We start from the raw sequence: 16,915 nt of genomic DNA, 5'->3' as shown, positions 1-16,915 counted from the left end.
CGGCTCAGGAGACCTTGCGCCGCGCCGAATCCCACCCGCGCCGCACGGCGCTCTTCGCCTCGTCCCAGGTGCGCCCGCTCCTGAGGTCGTTCCACTCCTCCCTGAGCTTGCTCTCGACCCGATCGTCCCAGTCGGTGTGATCGTTGTAATGGCTCGCCGCGCCCCAGCCGTAGCGCAGCCCCGGCTCGACCTGGTCCCAGTCGGTGTTCGGGGCGTAGCGCGGCGGGATCGGCTGCTTGCCGAGCGCCTGCTTCACCGTATCGCCGACGTCCTGGTTGAGCTCCTGCCCCTTGGTGCTGGTGAAGTCCGCCTTGGTCTGCTCCCAGTCGCGGCGCAGCGCCTCCTTCACGCGGTCCCAGCCGGACGTCTTGTGATCATCCCACCACCTCGGATTGACTGCATGGTTCATCGGTACCTCCATCGACTCCGTTGAACGAGCGCCGGCGCGAGGGCCGAGCGCTGCCATGAGCCTGGCGATACACGAACGGTGCCGCCCCGAGCCTTTGCCGGAAACCGATGGGAATCGGGCTGTTCGCAGCGATGTGCGCCGTCCCGGAGTGACGCTCTCCGCCGCCCCCGGCGGAGGCTCGCCTGCGTCAGGCCGTCACACGTGAGACAAGGTGCCTCGGAGGGTCAACCGGGCGCGCGCACTGGAAAGCGCTCGGCCATCCACGCCTGCCACGCGGGCTCGTCGCGCGCCGCCGCGGCGGGCGCCCGGTCGCCGTACAGGTACAGCCGGATCGGCAGGAAGATCTGCCCGGCCATGGGAAGGGCGAACAGGTGGGCGATGCCCGGCGCCGGCTCCTCGAGCCGGAGGAGCAGCTCCGGGTGCTCGCTCGGACCGACGCGCTCGACAACGCCGGCGAACGGCGGCGCGCCGGCGGCGGAGCTCACCCGCTGGCCCTCCGCGGCGGAAGCGAGCCCGAGCGGGCCGATGAGCGCGCCCCATGTCGCGGCTTTGGGCTCGGATCCGGCGCCCATCAGCTGGAACGCCGCGCAGGGCTGCCCACGGAAATGGGCCAGATAGAGCCGAAGGATGCGGAAGAAGGCCGCCCAGCCGTGCATGTGGCCCTCGAACTGGTTGTCCCAGTCGTCGGTGCTCGCGAACCAGCTGTGCACAACGCGCACGACGCACGTCCCGCCGGACCGCGCCTCCACGATCCACTCCGTGGCGACCTTGGGGCCGCCGGGTCCCATGTCCTCCGGGGCCTCGGCGGTGAACCGGCGAGGCGGCTCCCAGGCCGTGATGGTCGCGACCGAATCCATGCTCGTGCCCGGGCCGAAGTGAGAGACGGTCGTGCCGCCTTCGCGCTCCTCGAGCTCGCTCGGCACGAACCACGACGAGATCCCGGGCCCGGTCGCGATGGCGCGCCACACCTCTTCGGGGCTGCCGGGGACCTCGACTTCGGCCTCGACGCTGCGACGGCCGGACGCGTCTTTTCTCACGGGCATGATGACTCCTTTCGTGGTGCTTCGTTCGGTGTGGGTGTGGGGTGAGCGACGATCACCAGGCGGTGCGATCGCCCGCCTGGCGCCGCGTCGTCGTGGTAGCGCGCGACGAGCGCCGTCACCGCGCGGGTGAGCTCGCCGGTGAAGGCGACGCGCTCCGCCGGAGATCGGAAGCGGACCTCGGCGTCGATCGACAGCGACGCGAGGCGCTTGTCGGCCTCCCGCGAGCGCCGCAGGAGCTCGCTGACCTCGCGCACGACGCGCGCGCCCAGGGCGATGAGGTAGGTCGCGGAGAGGCGGTCCGAGGCGCGCTCCGGATCCACGGCGACAGGCCCGAGCGCGCCGGGCGACACGACGTAGGAAGCCGCGCTCGCGACCAGCAGGCGCTCCGTCAGCCCACCCCATTTGCGCGTCCCGGCCATGCGCACGAGCCCGTGCGCCTCGAGGGCGCGCAGGTGGTAGTTGATCTTCTGGCGCGCGATCCCGAGGCGCGTGGCCAGCGTCGCGGCGGAGGCGGGCGCCGAGAGCTCCGAGAGCAGCCGGCTCCTGACAGGCTCGAGCGCTGCCGCTGCCGCGGCCGGATCCTCGATGACGTCGACGTCGAGCACACCGCCGTGGGTATCATTGACAATTTTTTTTGTCAATGACCGCAGGCCGTACTTTCCCCGCCACGGCGAGGGGCGCGATCCCCTCGCCGTCGGGCCCCGAGCCCCCATCTACGTCACCGACCGGCGGCGGCGTCCGGGGAGAGGGCGTTCAGGTCGACGCCGCTTGCCTCGATGGCCCGGTAGCTCGCCGCGAGGCGCTGGGCCCAGGCCTCCACGCCCTCGTCGCTCAGCAGGCCGTCCTGGCGGATCTCGAGGAGCACGCAGGGCAGGCCGCGGGCCTCGCCGTGCGTGGGGATCCCGTAGTCGCCGCCCTCGGTCACGCGGTAGGGCTCGTTGTCGCCGACGCAGAGCCCGGGCTCGCGCCGCAGCGCCTCGAGGAAGGGCGCGGCGAGCCTGCGGTCGCGCCCGTAGAGGACGGCCGCGTGCCACGGCCGGTCCTGGCCGGGCATCGCGGGCGTGAAGCTGTGGACGCTGAGGATCGCCGTGCGCTTCCGGCGGTCCCGCCGCGCGTCGAGGAGCGCGGTGATCGCGCGGTGGTAGGGCCAGAAGCACGCGTCAGCCCGCGCGCGGGCCTCCGCGGCGTCGATGGCGTTGCCGGGGATGGACACGCCGCAGCTGATCTCGGGGATGGACGTCGGCGAGCCCAGCGGCCGGTTGCAGTCGATGACGAGCCGCGAGTAGCCGGAGAGCACGAGCGGCGCGTCGAGGAGCGCGGACAGGCGGCGCGAGAGGGGCGCCGCGCCGATGTCCCAGCCGGTGTGCTCGCGGAGCGCCTCGTGCTGCCTGCCCAGCTCGGGGAGGCTCCTCGGAACCGCGTTGGACGCGTGGTCGCAGAGCAGGACCGCGCTGGAGCGGCCCTCGGGGTTCACCACCTCGAACGCGGGCGGCTCATCGGGCGCGAGGATGCGCAAGGCTGTCGAAGGAGGGCTCATGACGTCTCGCCCAAGACATAGCAGACACCGGCGCGCCCGCGCCGCGCGCGCGCTCGCGCCGCGCGCGCGCTCGCGAGGGCGCGCGCTCGCGAGGGCGCGCGGCGCGCTGGCTCAGTGCGGCGACGTCATGCACGCGCGCAGCGCGAGCTTCGCCCGGTGCAGGAGCACCGCGACGTGGCCGGCCGAGATGCCCAGCGCGCGCGCCACGTCCTCTCCGGGTTGCTCCTCGAGCATGCGCAGCGTCACGACGGCCTTCTGGATCTCGCAGAGCTCCTCGACGCACGCGCGCAGGCGGACGTGCTCCTCGGCGCGCGCGATCGCCTCGTCGGTCGCCGGGACGTCCCCCGCGGCCTCCGGGTGCGCGTCCACGTCGTCGTGCGGCCGGGCGCGGAAGTGACGGCGGCGCCGGTTGCGCGCGGCGTTCCGCACCGTCCCGGCGAGCACGCCCCCCCACGCGCCGACGTCCTCCGGGAGGGCGCCCCGCTGCGCGAGCGTGAGCAGCGTGCAGAGGCCCTCCTGCACGCAGTCGACCGCATCTTCTGGTGTCACCCCCTCCGCGCGCGCCAGCGCCGCGAGCGCCGAACGCTCGGAGCGCACAAGGTGCGACACATGGTTGAGGAGATCGTCCGCGTCCTTGATGGCGCCCATGGTCCAGGAGGTCAGGTGTCGAGCCGCGCCCACATTACAACGGGCGAGGGCTGTAATGGATGCCGCCCTCGAGACCTGCCAGGGCATGGAGGTTCACGCCATGTCCACGAATCCTGTCCGCGAGATCGATGAGGCGAGCTTCGACGCCGAGGTGCTGGAGGCCGGGGTGCCCGTCCTCGTCGAGCTCACCGCGCAGTGGTGCCCGCCGTGCCGCGCGCTCGCGCCCATCCTGCACAAGCTGGCGGAGGAAGGCGCAGGGCGCCTGAAGGTGGTGGCGGTCGACGGCGATCGGTGCCCGGCGATCGCCCGCCGCCTCGGCATCCGCGCGTTCCCGACCGTCGTCGCGTTCGTCGGGGGCAAGGAGGTGGCTCGTCACGTGGGGCTGACCACGAAGGACAAGCTCCTCCGGCTGATCGAAGGGGGCGGGCTCCCCGGCGGCGCGGGGAGGGACCGAGCGCCCTCGCCGCCGTGAGGGCGGCGCGATCGCGCGCCTCCGCGGGCAGGCGGCCGCGATCGGCCCGCGATCGGCGCGTGAAGGGGCTCGGGCGCGCCCGGCGCGATCCGCCTGTGGCTTACCGCCGTGGCCTTTCGGGCTGCCGGTGCGTACCGCGCTGCCTCTCGGCGGCGGGGAAGCTGACCTTGCGGGTCGTCGACTCGTCCCCGGAGACATCGAACGGCCCCACCGCCTGCGGGTCGCTGACCGGCCTGCCGTTGTCGTCGACGAGCGAGAGCGTCCCGACATAGTCGTCGGCGACGAGCTGCACGCTCGCGTCGAACCGCTCGCAAGGGACCACCTGCCGCGTGACCTCGTTGTTCTTCGTGTTGATGAGGACCAGCTCGACCGCGGTCGCGCCGCGCGCCTTGCACTGAGCGGCGTCGGTCTTGTCCTCGATGGACCACTGGACGGTCACGAACCCCATGTCTTCAGGCTGTGCGCCTCCTGGCTCCGTCTCGCCGGTCGTTTCTCCCGTGCACGCGACCACCATCGCTGCACATAGCCCTGCTGAAGCGTAGACACTTCGCATACCTACCTCGCTGTGCTCGCTGCGGACTCCAGCGCCGCGCCCCGCATCCAGCAACGCGGATGCCATGCGGCCTCGCGGCGAGCCTGCGAGCCCGGCGCTCTCAGGCAGGGCTTGAAATGGCCGAGCAGGTTCGCCATGTTCGCCGTCCGATCGAACGCGAGCGGCGCCTCGCAGCAGCGGCGCCGGGCGGCGGGCGGCGTCGAGCGACGCCGCCGAGGAAGCACGACCCCGATGCGCACGCCCGAAGATGCTCGCGACAGCCGCCAGGAGGCCGCGTGGGGCGTCGCCTACGGGATCGCGGCCTACAGCTCCTGGGGCCTCGTCCCCGTCTTCTGGAAGCAGCTCCGGCACGTCGGCGCGGTCGAGCTCCTGGCCCATCGCACCGTGTGGAGCCTGCTCTCGTTCGTGGCGCTCACGCTGGCCACAGGGCAGGGCCGCGCGCTCGGCGCGGCCCTGCGCGACCGGCGCGTCGTCGCGGCGATGGCGGTGACCGGCGCGCTCGTGTCGGCGAACTGGGTCCTCTTCATCTACGCCGTCGCGGTGGGGCGCGTGCTCGACGCCAGCCTCGGCTACTTCATCAACCCGCTGCTCAGCGTGCTCCTCGGCATGCTCTTCCTGCGCGAGCGGCTGCGGCCCGCCCAGTGGCTCGCGCTCGGCCTCGCGGCCTCGGGCGTCGTGTACCTGGCGGTGCGCGCCGGCTCGATCCCCTGGATCGCCCTGGGCCTGGCGAGCACGTTCGGGGTGTACGGCCTGCTGCGGAAGGTCGCCGCCGTCGGCTCGCTCCCCGGCTCCACCCTGGAGACGTCGTTCATCGCCCCGCTCGGCGCGGCCTACCTGGCCGCCCTCCACGTCGAGGGCGCCGGCGCCGCGGGCCGCGCCGATCTGCGGACCCACCTCCTGCTCGCCGCGACGGGCATCATCACGGCCCTGCCGCTCGTCTGGTTCACGAACGCGGCGCGCCGCCTGTCGCTGACCACCGTCGGCTTCCTCCAGTACCTCGCGCCGAGCGGCCAGTTCCTGCTGGCCGTGCTGGTCTATGACGAGCCGTTCACCACGGCCCAGGCCGTGAGCTTCGCCTGCATCTGGACCGGGCTCGCGGTGTTCAGCGCCGACGCCGTGCTTCGCGCGCGCCGTTCGGGGAGGACGACCGCGTCCTGAGCGCGCCGGAGGCGAGGCGGGAGGAAATTGAACCGCCGAATGAGCTCCGAAGAGACCGCACCGGCATCTACCAGCGGCAGTATATCGAGTCGGCCCGCCGCTTTCCCGACGTCCCGCCGCTCAGCGCGCGGCAGATCGAGGCGCTCGACCTGTTCGATGCCCTCGCCAACGACCCCGCGCTCCACATGACCATGGAGCTCCGCCCGGGCGACATCCAGCTCGTGCACAACCCCACGCTGCTCCACGATCGCACGGCCTTCGAGGACTGGCCCGACCCGGATCGCAAGCGGCATCTGCTCCGCCTCTGGCTCGCTCCGCCCGGGGCGCGGCCGCTGCCGCCGGTGTTCCGCGAGCGCTACGGCGCGCTGACCCCCGGCGACCGCGGGGGCATCGTCGTACCCGGCACGCGGCTCCACGCCCCGCTCGATCCGGCGTGAGCGGCCGCGCCCGCGAGCACCGGGGCGCTCACCGCTGCTCGTCCGTAGGTGTCCCCACGTGAGCTCCTGCTCGCGGAGAAGCTCGAAGCCTCAGCCTCACCGCCGCGTGCGCGCGCTGCATGCCCATGGCGCGTGCGCTCCGCGAGGCAGCTCACCGCCGCGTGCGCACGCCGCACCCACACGGCGCCGGCACGCTCCTCGCAGCACATCCCCTTCCCATGGCTCCCTTGCCTCCGGCCCGAGCGGCAGCGGAATGCGCCGGCAGCGATTCCAGTCCCGCACCCGGCGGCGAGGCGCGCGTCCCGGCCGCTCCGCCCGCCGCCCCGGACGCGCCCGCCGCCCGCCGCGCGCGGCGAAAGGCCCTGCTCCACGCGGCGCTCGGCGGCCTCGGCCTGGCCGCGCTGGCCGCGCTCATCCGCCACGTCGGCGCGGCGGAGATGCTCGCCGCGGTGACCCGCGCCGCGCCGTTCGTGCCTTTCCTGATCGCGCTGGAGGCGGCGCGCATCGGCTGCGAGGCGCTCGCGACCGGCGTGCTCTGCGCGCCGCGGCGCGTCCCGGCCGCGGAGCTCCTTCGCATCCACGTCATCACCTACCCTGTCATCACGCTGATGCCGGCCGGCCGCCCCGCGGGCGAGGCGGTCAAGGCCGCGCTGCTCTCCCCCCACGTCGGCGCCGCGCGCGCGGCCGCGATCGCCACGGCGAACCAGTCGCTCGCGCTCCTGTCCTCGGCCCCGCTGTCGCTCCTCGCGGCCATCGCCCTCTTCCACATCGGCGGCGCCTCTCCGCTCGCCCTCGGCGTGCTCGCGCACGCCGCCCTCCTGGTCGCGAGCGGCCTCGGCGTCGCCTTCGCCGCGCGGCAGCGCGCCGCCTCGGCGTGGATCACCCGGCGGTTCGCCCGCGCCGGTCAGCTCGCCACCGCGTTCCAGGAGGCCGTCCGCGAGCGCCCGCCCGTCCCGGCCTGGCCGTTCGCCGCCTGCCTAGCGGGCCGCGCGCTCCAGGCGGTGCAGTACGGCCTGCTGCTCGCCGTCGTCGGCGCCGAGAGCGGCCTCCTCCGCGCGCTCGCCGCGTACGGCGTGGGCGCCGCCGGCACGGCCGCCGGCGACCTCATCCCTGGCCAGATCGGCGCCACCGACGGGGCCTTCACGCTCGCCGCCTCGCTGCTCGGCCTCACCGCGAGCTCCGCCGTCGCGATCTCGCTGCTCGTCCACCTCCTCCAGGCGGCCTTCGCGCTCGCGGGGATCGCCGTCGCGCTCGTGTGGCGCCGCAGCCCTCCGGCGCCCTGAGCCGAGCTCGGCTGGGACCAGGGGAGTCGCGCGCCTCCGGCGTGCGCTCAGCCGCGCTCGCGCTTGATGCGCTCCAGCTCCGCCAGGGCCTCGGCCAGCCGCCGCTCGGCCTCGTCGGCGCGCTGCTGCTCCTCGTCGGCGCGCTGCTGCTCCTCGTCGGCGCGCTGCCGCTCCTCGTCGGCGCGCTGCCGCTCCTCGTCGAGCCGCAGTCTCTCCTCATCAAGGCGCAGCTCGGTCCGCTCGATGCGCGCCTCGAGGTCGCCCAGCATCGTGCCGAGCCTGGCGAGCAGCTCGTGCGTCTCCGGCAGCGCAGTCTGCCCGCGGAAGAAGCGCAGCCGATCCCCCTCCAGACCCAGATCCAGGTCGAGCACCGTGCTCGCGAGCCGGCCCTCCTGCGGGACGATCGGCTGGTAGCGCGCGCTGCCCTGGGCGAGCCGGAAGCCGCGAAGCCGGCGGCGCCGCCGGTCGAAGACGAAGTACTCGGAGATGCCCAACGACGCGTAGCGGGTGACCTTGTCCTCAAGGTCCTTCTTGCTCTTCCCGCTCCAGAGGATCTCCAGCGCCAGGTCGACGCCCTTGCCCTCGGCGCTCACGGACCAGTGGGCCCGCTCCTTCACCTCCACGTCGAGCACGGCGATGAGATCGGGCGCGAACATCCGCTCTGCCGGGTAATAGACCGGCAGCTCGCACGCGAGGTACACGCGCCGCCCGATGCGCTGGAAATACCCGCCCAGCGCGTCGCGGGCCGCCACCTTCGGGTTGAAGTGGAAGTCGCCCTCGGGAGGACTCGCCTCCGAAACATCGAACTCCGACGGGAGCGTGTCGAGGACGCGCTGCCGCTCCTCCAGCGTCATGCGGTCCCAGAGGTCCTGCGGGGGGGCCCGAGGATCGTCGGGGTCGATCTCCCAGGACGTCGGCGCGCGCTGCATGGTCCGAGCATAGCGAGCCCGCGCGGACGCGACCAGCCAGGGCCTGACAGCCCCGCGCTCAAGCCACGCGCTGGAAGCAGGCCGCCGTTCGGAGAGATGCCGCTCGCCGGCTTCCGGCTCGCAGCGCCGCGCAGCCTCGCGTGCTCGAGGATCTGTAGAAGCCGCAGAACCGACACGTGCGCGTCCGAGGACGCCTCCGGTGCCGAGGCAACGGCGCGCAGGAGGGCTCGTCTGTTCTCCGCTGCTCGAGGCCCCACCGGGCGCGCGCGAATCCCGCGAGGATCCGATCCACGACGTCGTGCAGTGCTCGTCGATCCGGCGCGAGGTTCAGCATAGGATGCAACGGTCAGCTGTTGCCTGCGCACGGTGCCGCCGGCCCATGGCGGTGGCCGGGGGAAGAGGGCGCAGGCCGAGGAGAGGGCGACTGATGAGGAAGCGGGTGTAGGGCAGGATGGCGACGCTCTGCGTTCGGCATGTTGCGGCGAGCGATCCGCCGCAGTTCGAGGTCGCCCGGCCCGCTGGGCGCGCGGCGCAACCGGTCGCGGTGGTCCCGCCGGCCGAGTTTCCGGTGGAGGGGCGGCCGAACAGCGACCTTCTCGGGGAGCTGCAATGGTACCTTGAGGGCTTCCTCGACTATCCGTTCTCGCCGGAGACGGAGCACGCGGAGCGCGTCCTCACGGCGCTGCGCACGTGGGGGCAGCGGGCGTTCCAGGTGCTGTTCGATCGCGCCGATGCGGGCGGGATGCTCACCGCGGCGTCAGCGGGAGGGTATCACGAGCTGCTGCTCCAGATCTGGAGCGACGACCCGAAGGTGCTCGCGTGGCCCTGGGAGGCGCTCCGGGATCCACAGGGCCGCGCGCTGTCGCCGGCGTGTCGATCGAGCGACGGCTCAACCGGCTCAGGACCCGCCCACGGTGCCGGCAGAGCTACCGCGAGACCGCGTGAACATCCTGCTGGTGATCGCCTGGCCCTACGAGGCGGACGTCCAGTTTCGATCGATCGCCCGGCCGCTGGTGGAGCTGACCGAGAAGCAGGGCCTGCCGGCGCGCGTGCATGTGCTCCGGCCGCCGACGCTGGATCGGCTCCGGGAGCACCTGCGGGAGCGGCCCAACCACTACCACGTTGTGCACTTCGATGGGCACGGGTCCTATGGCCCTCGGGAGGCGCCGACGGGCCCGCACACCTACGGAGCGCCGGAGGGGCAGCTGATCTTCGAGGACGATCACGGGAAGCAGGCACCGGTCACGGCGGAGGTGCTCAGCAACCTGCTCCAGGAGCACCACGTCCCGGCGATGGTCCTAAACGCATGCCAGTCCGCGATGCTGGATGAGCAGGCGGGGCATCGGTTCGCGTCCGTGGCGACCGCGCTGCTCAACGCGGGAACGCGCAGCGTGGTGGCGATGTCCTACGCTCTGTACGTGAGCGGGGCCGAGCAGTTCCTGCCGGCGTTCTACCGCCGGCTGTTCGAGACGGGCACGTCTCGTCGAGGCCGCCCGCGCCGGGCGCCAGCAGATGTTCGCCGCGCGGGGGCGCGTCTGCGCGCGGGGCCGCTTCGACCTCGAGGACTGGCTCGTGCCCGTCGTCTACCAGCAGGATACCGAAGCCCTGACCTTCGCTGCAGTGGCCCAGCCGCCGGCATCCGCGCCGGGGCGCCTCCCCGAGGAGGCGCTCGACGGTGAGAACCCGTACGGGTTCATCGGGCGCGACGGGGCGCTCCTCGAGATCGAACGCGCGCTCCGGCGTCCGGTGCCGGCGATCCTGATCCATGGCCTCGGCGGGGTCGGCAAGACGACGTTGGCGCGCGGTCTCGTCGCGTGGCTCGCTGCGACCGAGGGGCTCGGCGACGGGTGCCGCTGGCTCTCGTTCCATGACATCCGGAGCGCCGAGTATGTATTCAACCAGCTTGGCGGACCTGTTCTTGGCGACGCGTTCCTTGCCTTGCGCGACGTGGAGCAGAAGATCGAGGCGCTGGTCCGGTTTTACAAGAAGCACCGCTTCCTCCTCGTGTGGGATAACTTCGAGGTGGTCGCCGGCTCTCCGGAGTCCCCGACCACGTCCACGATGTCGGAGGGTGATCGGCAGCATCTGCGATCGTTCCTGCAGCGGCTCCGCGGGGCGCCAACCAAGGTGCTGATCACCAGCCGGAGCGAGGAGGCGTGGCTGGGCACGGATCAGCGGCGGAAGGTCTCGCTCGGCGGCCTGCACGGGGAGGAGCGGTGGGCTTACTGCGAGGCGCTCCTGGGGGATCTCGGGATCGCGGCCGACCGGACGGACGAGAAGCTGGTCGATCTGATGGACCTGCTTGGAGGGCATCCGCTCGCGATGCGGGCCATTCTTCCTAGGCTCGAATCGTGTAGCGCCGGGCAGATCGCCAAGGTGCTCCAATCGAATCTGGCGGCGCTCGGGGAGGAAGGGGACGAGGCGCTGAGGAAGCTCCATGCCACCCTGCAGTTCGTGGAGGCGGGGTTGCCGGAGGATCTGGGACCGCTGCTCGTCCCGCTCGGGCTGCATGAGCGGTACGTGGACGGCGGCTACCTGGCCGCCATGGCGGCGCGGGTCGATGTTGCCTGGACGAGGGAGCAGATCGATCGGTTCCTCGGGGCGCTGGTCCATGCGGGGCTGCTTCGCAACGTGGGCCGAGCGGTCTATGAGATGCATCCGGCGCTCTCGGGGTTCCTGCGTTCGGGAGCGGCGTCAACGACGCGCGATCCGGTGCGCGATGGCTGGCGCCGAGCCTTCGTGGACGTGATGGGAAGACTCGCCGATGCGCTGGCTACTCGGGAGCTGCATGAGCAGCGTGCGGCCATCCATGTCCATTCCGTCAATTTCTATAGCGCTTTGGTAGAAGCAGAGCGGCTTGACATGGCCACACATCAGGTGGCACTGACGCTAAGCATTGCAGATCACGCGTACAACACGCGAAGCTTCGCAGAAGCGGAACAACTCTCCCAGCGGCTCTCAAAGAATTCTAGAGATGCCGGAGACAGTGTGTTCGAAGCGGCGGCGTATCACCAGCTCGGGCTCGTCGCGCAGGAACGCCGGGATTTTGCGACGGCCGAGCACTGGTATCTCAAGTCGCTCGAGATTAAGGAGAAGCACGGCAACGAGCGCGATGCGGCGAGCACCTATCACCAGCTCGGGAGCGTCGCGCTGGAGCGCCGGGACTTTCGGTCGGCCGAGCGCTGGTATTTCAAGGCGATCGAGTTCAAGGAGAAGCACGGCAACGAGCGCGACGCGGCGAGCACCTATCACCAACTCGGGATGGCCGCGCAGGAGCGCCGGGACTTTCGGTCGGCTGAGCGCTGGTATCTCAAGGCGCTCGATATCTTTGAGAAGTATGACAACGAGTACGATGCGGCAAGCACCTATCACCAGCTCGGGATCGTCGCCGGTCTCCAGAGCAGCTTTCAGGATGCCGGTCGATGGCTGATAAAGTCTATCCAGGAGTTCGCCAAGTGCCACGACCCTGAGAATGCTCACAAATGCCTGTCGAATTTCCGAATCTTCTACGACCTTGCCCCCGCCCCCGATCAAGCCGTTCTGAAACAACTCTGGGAAGCTGCCGGCCTGGGCGAGCTTCCCCCTCCTCCTGACCCCTCCTCGTGATCCACCGGAGCCCATCCATGAACGACCGACTCGCCACCCTCGACGACGCCACCGCGGCGCGCCTCCTCACCACCATCGCCACCCCGCGCCTGCGCGACGGCACCCTCGCCACCGAGCTCACGCCGGACCTGCGTGCCGCCCTGGAGACGACCTACGGCGTCGCCGCGGCCCCTACCTCCGAGGGCGATCTTGCCCGCCTGGTGCTCCAGCTCCTTGCGACCGATCCCGCGATGCAGCCCGTCATCGCTGCCCTGCTCGACGGCCCCCAGCCAGAACACTTCGGCGCGCCCAGAGCTCCGGCGAAGACCGGTCGATCGATCGGCGTGCTGGTCGCGGCGCTCCTGCTGCTGCAAACCCACGTGCGCTTCGAGCGGGACCCGAGCGGGACCTGGAAGGTGCTGGTCGAAAAGCAGCCGACCAGCGAACAGCTCCTCGGGCCGATCGTCCAGAAGATCCTCGCGCTCCCTTCCGCCGGAAAGGCGCCCTGATCCCTGGTCGCAGGCGGCGCGCCCCGGTTGCAGGCGACGCGCCCCGCCGGCAGCGCCCGGCGCGCCGAACCGGCCCGGAGCCTCATCGAGCCGAGCGTGATGCCGCGCGGGCGCTCCGCGGCCCTCAGCCGCGCTCGCGCCTGAGGCGCTCCAGCTCGGCCAGGGCCTCGGCCAGCCTCCATTCGGCCTCCTCGGCGCGCTGCCGCGTTTCCTCGAGCCGCCGCTCCGCCTCATCGAGCCGCTGCTCCGCCTCTTCACGCAGCGCCATGTGGTCGTTCACCATCGCGCCGAGCCTGGCGAGCACCTCGCGCGGCTCCGGCAGCCGGGCCAGCGCGTGGTAGAAGCACAGCCCGTCGCCCTCCAGGCCCAGGTCCAGGTCGAGCACGGCGCTCGCGAGCAGGCCCCCCTTCCGGGTGATCGGCTCGTAGCGCGCGCTGCCCTGGGCGAGCCGGAAGCCGCGCAGCCGGCGGCGCCGGCGGTCGAAGACGAAGTACTCGGGGATCCCGAGCGACGCGTAGCGGGCGGCGAGGTTCTCGATCTCCTCCTTGCTCCGCTCGTTCCAGAGGATCTCCAGCGCCAGCTCGACCCCCTTGCCCTCGGCGCTCACGGACCAGCAGGCGCGTTCCTTCTCCTCGACGTCGCGCACGGCGATGAGATCCGGCGCGACCATGCGCCCTGCCGGGTAGTAGACAGGCAGCTCGCACGCGAGATACACGCGCTTGCCGATGCTCTGGAAGAACCCGCCCAGCGTGTCCCGGGCCGCCACCTTGGCGTTGAAGTGGAAGTCGCCCTCGGGCGGGCTCGCCTCGGAGATCTCGAACTCCGACGGGAGCGCGTCGACGACGCGTTGCCGCTCCTCCGGCGTCATCCGGTCCCAGATCTCCTGCGGCGGGGCCCGCGGATCGTCGGGGTCGATCACCCAGGATACCGGCGCGCGCTCCATGGTCCGAGCATAGCGAGCCCGCGCACGCGCCACCACGGCACGCGCCCGACCCGGCACGCGCCCGACCCGGCACGCGCTCGGGCTCGGCCCGTCGGGGGCGTTCCTGGGCCGCGCCGAGCAGCGCCGCCTCCCCCGCTCGCGCTGCTGGCGCCTCAGGCCGTGCCGAGCAGCGCCGCGCTCCCCGCGCGCGCGGCCTTGCGCCCGGCGGGGTCCGCACCCCCGCTTGCGCTCTGCACTGCGTCCCGGGAGGGGTCCGGCGCCCCGGCCAGCGCTCTGCATTGCGGTCTGGAGGGGTCCGGACCCCCCTTCTGGCACAAATAGGAGGGTGTGCGGAGGCTCTTTGGCACAGAATTTCGTCGAAGAATGCGTTTTCTGGCACAATCTTGCCCTGAAAATCGCTCCGCCGAGCGTTCTCGAGGGGTCCGGACCCCGGTGTGTCGCAATGCATTGCGTTTGTGCCGGTGCCGGACCCCCTTCCCTTGGCACAGAACAGCGCCGTTCTGGCACAGAACCAGGACGCGCCGCTCCCTCCGGGGGCCGCCCGCGGCGTCGGTCCCCCGGCGTCGGCCCCCCAACCTGGGTCGGCTCCCCAACCTGGGTCGGCTCCCCAACCTGGGTCGGCTCCCTGGGTCGGCTCCCTCGGCTCCCTCGTCCCATCCCTCGACCGGCCGCCCGGCAACCGCCTCCCTCCCGCGCCTCGCGGCGGGGCGGCGCTCGCGACCGCGGCAGATCGCTGGCCACCCTCCGGCGGTTCGTCCTACGGTGTGCCGTCATGACGGAGACGACCGGCGGCCCTGGACGGGACGTGCTCACCCAGAAGGAGGCCGAGGAGCGCGCCGCGCGCATCGGCAGCGCGCGCTACGAGCTCTCCCTCGACCTCTCGCGCGGCGCCCGCGGCTACCGCGGCGAGGCGATCGCCTACTTCGACGTCCGCGGCCGCGGCGACACCTTCATCGACTTCCGCGGCCGGCGCATCGAGCGGCTCGAGATCAACGGCGTCGAGGTCGAGCCCGCGTGGTCCGACTGCCGCATCCTCCTCCCGGGGAAGCTGCTCGACCCGGAGACGCGCGTGCGCGTCGTCTACGAGAACGACTACGATCACACGGGCGACGGCTTCCATCACTTCCGCGACCCGGAGGACGGCGAGGACTACCTCTACTCGGACCTCGAGCCGTTCAGCGCGCACCGCGTGTTCCCCTGCTTCGATCAGCCGGACATCAAGGCGAGCTACCGGCTCTCCGTCACCGCGCCCGAGGACTGGGAGGTCATCGGCAACGCCCGCGTCACCCGCACGTTCGGCGCGGGCCTCGGGCGCACGACGCGGGTGTTCGAGGAGACGACCCGGTTCAGCACCTACATCTTCGCGCTGATCGCCGGCCCGTACAGCGGCGTCCGCGACGAGCACCGCGGCATCCCCCTCGGCCTCTACTGCCGCAGGTCGCTCGCGAGGCACCTCGACGCCGAGGAGCTCTTCGCGATCACGAAGCAGGGCTTCGACTTCTACCCGGAGTTCTTCGACTACCCCTACCCCTTCACCAAGTACGATCAGGTCTTTGTCCCGGAGTTCAACGCCGGCGCCATGGAGAACGTCGGCGCCGTGACCCACAGCGAGCGCATGATCTTCCGGGACCCGCCGACGGACCACCAGCGCCTCACGCGCGCGGAGGTGCTCCTCCACGAGATGGCCCACATGTGGTTCGGCAACCTCGTGACCATGCGGTGGTGGAACGATCTCTGGCTGAACGAGAGCTTCGCCACGTACATGGCCTTCCTCGCGATGGAACAGGCGACCCGGTTCCAGCCGGCCGTGTGGAAGGCGTTCAACGTCATGAAGAGCTGGGCCTACCGGCAGGACCAGCTCGTGACGACGCACCCCATCGCCGGGGAGCTCGCCGACACGGAGCACACGTTCCTGAACTTCGATGGCATCACGTACGGCAAGGGCGCCGCCGCGATGAAGCAGCTCGTCGCGGCGATCGGCCTCCCGGCCTTCCGCGAGGGGATGCGCCGGTACTTCAAGCGCTACCAGTACGGCAACGCGACGCTGCGCGAGTTCCTGTCCGCGCTGGAGGAGGGCTCCGGCCGCGACCTCGGCGCGTGGTCGCGCCTCTGGCTCGAGCAGGCGTCCCTCAACACGCTGACGGCCGAGTGGGAGCCCGAGGGCGACCGCATCGGCCGGCTCCGCGTCCTGCAGACGGCGCCCGCCGACTACCCGACCCTCCGGCCGCACCGCATCGACGTCGCGCTCGCGCGCGAGCGCGAGGAGGACGGCGCGCTCGTCATCGACTCGGTGCCCGCGGAGATCGACGGCGCGGCGACCGAGGTCGCCGCCGCGCGGGGGCAGCGGGCGCCGCTCCTCGTGTTCCCCAACCACAACGACCTCACGTTCGCGAAGATCGCGCTCGACCCGGCCTCGCTCGCGTTCGTGCGCGAGCACATGGGCCGCGTGGACGATCCGCTCCTGCGCCAGCTGCTCTGGTCGTCGCTCTGGAGCATGGTGCGCGACCAGAAGCTCGCCTCCCCCGCGTACCTCGCGCTGGTGAGGGACAAGCTGCCCGCCGAGCCGGACCTCTCGCTCGTCGACCCGGTGCTCACGAACGCGGTGACGGCGCTCGCGCGCTACGTGCCGGATCCCCTGCGCGAGGCCGAGGCGAGCGCGTTCACCGGCCTCGCCCTCGCGGCCCTGCGGTCGGCCCCCCGCGGCGACGCGCAGATCGTGTGGGCGCGGGCGCTCTTCAACGCGGCGTACTCCGCGCCGGATCTCGCGCTGGCCGCGCGCCTCGTGGACGGCGAGATCGAGGTGGACGGCCTCGCGATCGACCAGGAGATGCGCTGGACGGTCGCCGTGAAGTGGATCGCGCGCGGCATGAAGGGCGCGGAGGAGCGGCTCGCGGCCGAGCGCGAGCGCGACCCGTCGGACCGCGGCCAGCGCGCCGCGCTGCGCGCCGAGACGGCGCGCCCGGATCCGGCGGTGAAGGCCGCGGCGTGGGCGCGCTTCCACGAGGACGGGTACGGCTCGCTGCACCTCACCAGCGCGGCGATGTCGGGCTTCAACTGGTCGTTCCAGCGCGCGCTGCTCGATCCGTACGCGCAGGCGTTCTTCGAGCGGGTGCAGCAGATCTTCGAGACGCGGACGCACGAGCTCGCGTCCGCGTACTTCACGCATCTGTTCCCCTCGTACCGCGTCGATCGGGACCTCGTCGCCCGCGCGGAGGCGCGGACCGCGGCGCTCGGGCGGGCCCCGGACGGCGCGCCGGCGGCGCCGCGGCTGCCGATGCTGGTCCGGATGCTCCGCGAGGCGAGCGACGACCTCGTGCGGGCGCTCGCCTGCCGGGAGCTGGCGGCGGCGAGCGCCGAGGGGCACCGCCCGGGGGGCGGGGACGCCCCCGGCTGAGCGAGGAACCAGGGA

At 72.1% G+C, this 16,915-nt stretch carries 16 protein-coding genes; 8 read left to right on the top strand and 8 right to left on the bottom strand.

Annotated features, from left to right (window positions below; genetic code table 11):
* Positions 1–4 precede the first annotated feature (4 nt).
* The 5 genes from WME73_RS12995 to WME73_RS12975 form a co-directional block, all read right to left on the bottom strand.
* Positions 5–409 carry a hypothetical protein gene (locus WME73_RS12995; RefSeq protein WP_437915904.1) on the bottom strand — a complete coding sequence of 135 codons (405 nt, stop codon included), beginning with the start codon at positions 407–409 and terminating at the stop codon, positions 5–7.
* A gap of 224 nt (positions 410–633) precedes the next feature.
* Positions 634–1,452: an SRPBCC family protein gene (locus WME73_RS12990; protein ID WP_437745784.1), complete on the bottom strand. Its 819-nt coding sequence runs from the start codon at positions 1,450–1,452 to the stop codon at positions 634–636.
* Positions 1,443–2,057, bottom strand: coding sequence for an ArsR/SmtB family transcription factor (locus WME73_RS12985; RefSeq protein ID WP_437915903.1), 615 nt, complete (start codon positions 2,055–2,057; stop codon positions 1,443–1,445). Before WME73_RS12985 ends, WME73_RS12990 begins: the two co-directional genes overlap by 10 nt.
* A gap of 113 nt (positions 2,058–2,170) precedes the next feature.
* A complete protein-coding gene (locus tag WME73_RS12980; protein ID WP_437915901.1) occupies positions 2,171–2,989 on the bottom strand; it encodes an N-formylglutamate amidohydrolase in 819 nt (272 codons plus the stop codon).
* Between the two features lie 111 nt (positions 2,990–3,100).
* On the bottom strand, positions 3,101–3,637 hold the full coding sequence (locus tag WME73_RS12975; protein ID WP_044964694.1) for an RNA polymerase sigma factor: 537 nt from the start codon (positions 3,635–3,637) through the stop codon (positions 3,101–3,103).
* A gap of 100 nt (positions 3,638–3,737) precedes the next feature.
* Between WME73_RS12975 and WME73_RS12970 the strand changes: the two genes are divergently transcribed.
* On the top strand, positions 3,738–4,109 hold the full coding sequence (locus WME73_RS12970; RefSeq protein WP_437717301.1) for a thioredoxin family protein: 372 nt from the start codon (positions 3,738–3,740) through the stop codon (positions 4,107–4,109).
* Between the two features lie 100 nt (positions 4,110–4,209).
* Here the strand turns inward: WME73_RS12970 and WME73_RS12965 are convergent, their stop codons facing one another.
* Positions 4,210–4,557: a hypothetical protein gene (locus WME73_RS12965; protein ID WP_437745781.1), complete on the bottom strand. Its 348-nt coding sequence runs from the start codon at positions 4,555–4,557 to the stop codon at positions 4,210–4,212.
* 240 nt (positions 4,558–4,797) lie between these two features.
* On the opposite strand from WME73_RS12965, the gene rarD reads away from it, so the two are divergent.
* The 3 genes from rarD to WME73_RS12950 all read left to right on the top strand — a co-directional run bounded on the left by rarD (position 4,798) and on the right by WME73_RS12950 (position 7,540).
* On the top strand, positions 4,798–5,820 hold the full coding sequence (rarD, locus tag WME73_RS12960; protein WP_437915900.1) for an EamA family transporter RarD: 1,023 nt from the start codon (positions 4,798–4,800) through the stop codon (positions 5,818–5,820).
* Positions 5,739–6,257, top strand: a complete 519-nt coding sequence (locus WME73_RS12955; protein ID WP_437917385.1) for a TauD/TfdA family dioxygenase — start codon at positions 5,739–5,741, stop codon at positions 6,255–6,257. Before rarD ends, WME73_RS12955 begins: the two co-directional genes overlap by 82 nt.
* A 218-nt stretch (positions 6,258–6,475) precedes the next feature.
* Positions 6,476–7,540 carry a lysylphosphatidylglycerol synthase domain-containing protein gene (locus WME73_RS12950; RefSeq protein ID WP_437915899.1) on the top strand — a complete coding sequence of 355 codons (1,065 nt, stop codon included), beginning with the start codon at positions 6,476–6,478 and terminating at the stop codon, positions 7,538–7,540.
* Positions 7,541–7,587: 47 nt separating this feature from the next.
* Here the strand turns inward: WME73_RS12950 and WME73_RS12945 are convergent, their stop codons facing one another.
* Positions 7,588–8,469, bottom strand: coding sequence for a Uma2 family endonuclease (locus tag WME73_RS12945; RefSeq protein ID WP_437915898.1), 882 nt, complete (start codon positions 8,467–8,469; stop codon positions 7,588–7,590).
* Positions 8,470–8,942: 473 nt separating this feature from the next.
* Here WME73_RS12945 and WME73_RS12940 point away from each other — a divergent pair, with 473 nt between their 5' ends.
* Genes WME73_RS12940 through WME73_RS12930 form a run of 3 tightly spaced genes read left to right on the top strand, consistent with a single transcriptional unit; the run spans position 8,943 to position 12,563 of the window.
* On the top strand, positions 8,943–10,148 hold the full coding sequence (locus tag WME73_RS12940) for a CHAT domain-containing protein (RefSeq protein ID WP_437915897.1): 1,206 nt from the start codon (positions 8,943–8,945) through the stop codon (positions 10,146–10,148).
* Complete coding sequence (locus tag WME73_RS12935; RefSeq protein WP_437915896.1) at positions 10,042–12,075, top strand: tetratricopeptide repeat protein; 2,034 nt, start codon at positions 10,042–10,044, stop codon at positions 12,073–12,075. The genes WME73_RS12940 and WME73_RS12935 overlap by 107 nt, the downstream gene beginning before the upstream one ends.
* A gap of 17 nt (positions 12,076–12,092) precedes the next feature.
* Positions 12,093–12,563: a hypothetical protein gene (locus WME73_RS12930; protein ID WP_437745776.1), complete on the top strand. Its 471-nt coding sequence runs from the start codon at positions 12,093–12,095 to the stop codon at positions 12,561–12,563.
* Between the two features lie 124 nt (positions 12,564–12,687).
* Here WME73_RS12930 and WME73_RS12925 read toward each other — a convergent pair whose 3' ends face one another.
* On the bottom strand, positions 12,688–13,506 hold the full coding sequence (locus tag WME73_RS12925) for a Uma2 family endonuclease (RefSeq protein WP_437915895.1): 819 nt from the start codon (positions 13,504–13,506) through the stop codon (positions 12,688–12,690).
* Between the two features lie 772 nt (positions 13,507–14,278).
* Between WME73_RS12925 and pepN the strand changes: the two genes are divergently transcribed.
* A complete protein-coding gene (gene pepN, locus WME73_RS12920) occupies positions 14,279–16,900 on the top strand; it encodes an aminopeptidase N (RefSeq protein WP_437915894.1) in 2,622 nt (873 codons plus the stop codon).
* The last annotated feature ends 15 nt before the right edge of the window (positions 16,901–16,915 follow it).

This window comes from Sorangium sp. So ce302, assembly GCF_051530145.1.
Classification (GTDB): Bacteria; Myxococcota_A; Polyangia; order Polyangiales; family Polyangiaceae; genus Sorangium; species Sorangium cellulosum_B.
This window is presented reverse-complemented; position numbering and strand designations above follow the sequence as displayed.

Excerpts from the sequence above, each read along its gene's own strand:
- WME73_RS12995 (WP_437915904.1), bottom strand. The coding sequence starts at position 409 with ATGAACCATGCAGTCAATCCGAGGTGGTGGGATGATCACAAGACGTCC.
- WME73_RS12990 (WP_437745784.1), bottom strand. The coding sequence starts at position 1,452 with ATGCCCGTGAGAAAAGACGCGTCCGGCCGTCGCAGCGTCGAGGCCGAA.
- WME73_RS12980 (WP_437915901.1), bottom strand. The coding sequence starts at position 2,989 with ATGAGCCCTCCTTCGACAGCCTTGCGCATCCTCGCGCCCGATGAGCCG.
- WME73_RS12975 (WP_044964694.1), bottom strand. The coding sequence starts at position 3,637 with ATGGGCGCCATCAAGGACGCGGACGATCTCCTCAACCATGTGTCGCAC.
- WME73_RS12970 (WP_437717301.1), top strand. The coding sequence starts at position 3,738 with ATGTCCACGAATCCTGTCCGCGAGATCGATGAGGCGAGCTTCGACGCC.
- WME73_RS12965 (WP_437745781.1), bottom strand. The coding sequence starts at position 4,557 with ATGGGGTTCGTGACCGTCCAGTGGTCCATCGAGGACAAGACCGACGCC.
- rarD (WP_437915900.1), top strand. The coding sequence starts at position 4,798 with ATGTTCGCCGTCCGATCGAACGCGAGCGGCGCCTCGCAGCAGCGGCGC.
- WME73_RS12950 (WP_437915899.1), top strand. The coding sequence starts at position 6,476 with ATGGCTCCCTTGCCTCCGGCCCGAGCGGCAGCGGAATGCGCCGGCAGC.
- WME73_RS12945 (WP_437915898.1), bottom strand. The coding sequence starts at position 8,469 with ATGCAGCGCGCGCCGACGTCCTGGGAGATCGACCCCGACGATCCTCGG.
- WME73_RS12940 (WP_437915897.1), top strand. The coding sequence starts at position 8,943 with ATGTTGCGGCGAGCGATCCGCCGCAGTTCGAGGTCGCCCGGCCCGCTG.
- WME73_RS12930 (WP_437745776.1), top strand. The coding sequence starts at position 12,093 with ATGAACGACCGACTCGCCACCCTCGACGACGCCACCGCGGCGCGCCTC.
- WME73_RS12925 (WP_437915895.1), bottom strand. The coding sequence starts at position 13,506 with ATGGAGCGCGCGCCGGTATCCTGGGTGATCGACCCCGACGATCCGCGG.
- pepN (WP_437915894.1), top strand. The coding sequence starts at position 14,279 with ATGACGGAGACGACCGGCGGCCCTGGACGGGACGTGCTCACCCAGAAG.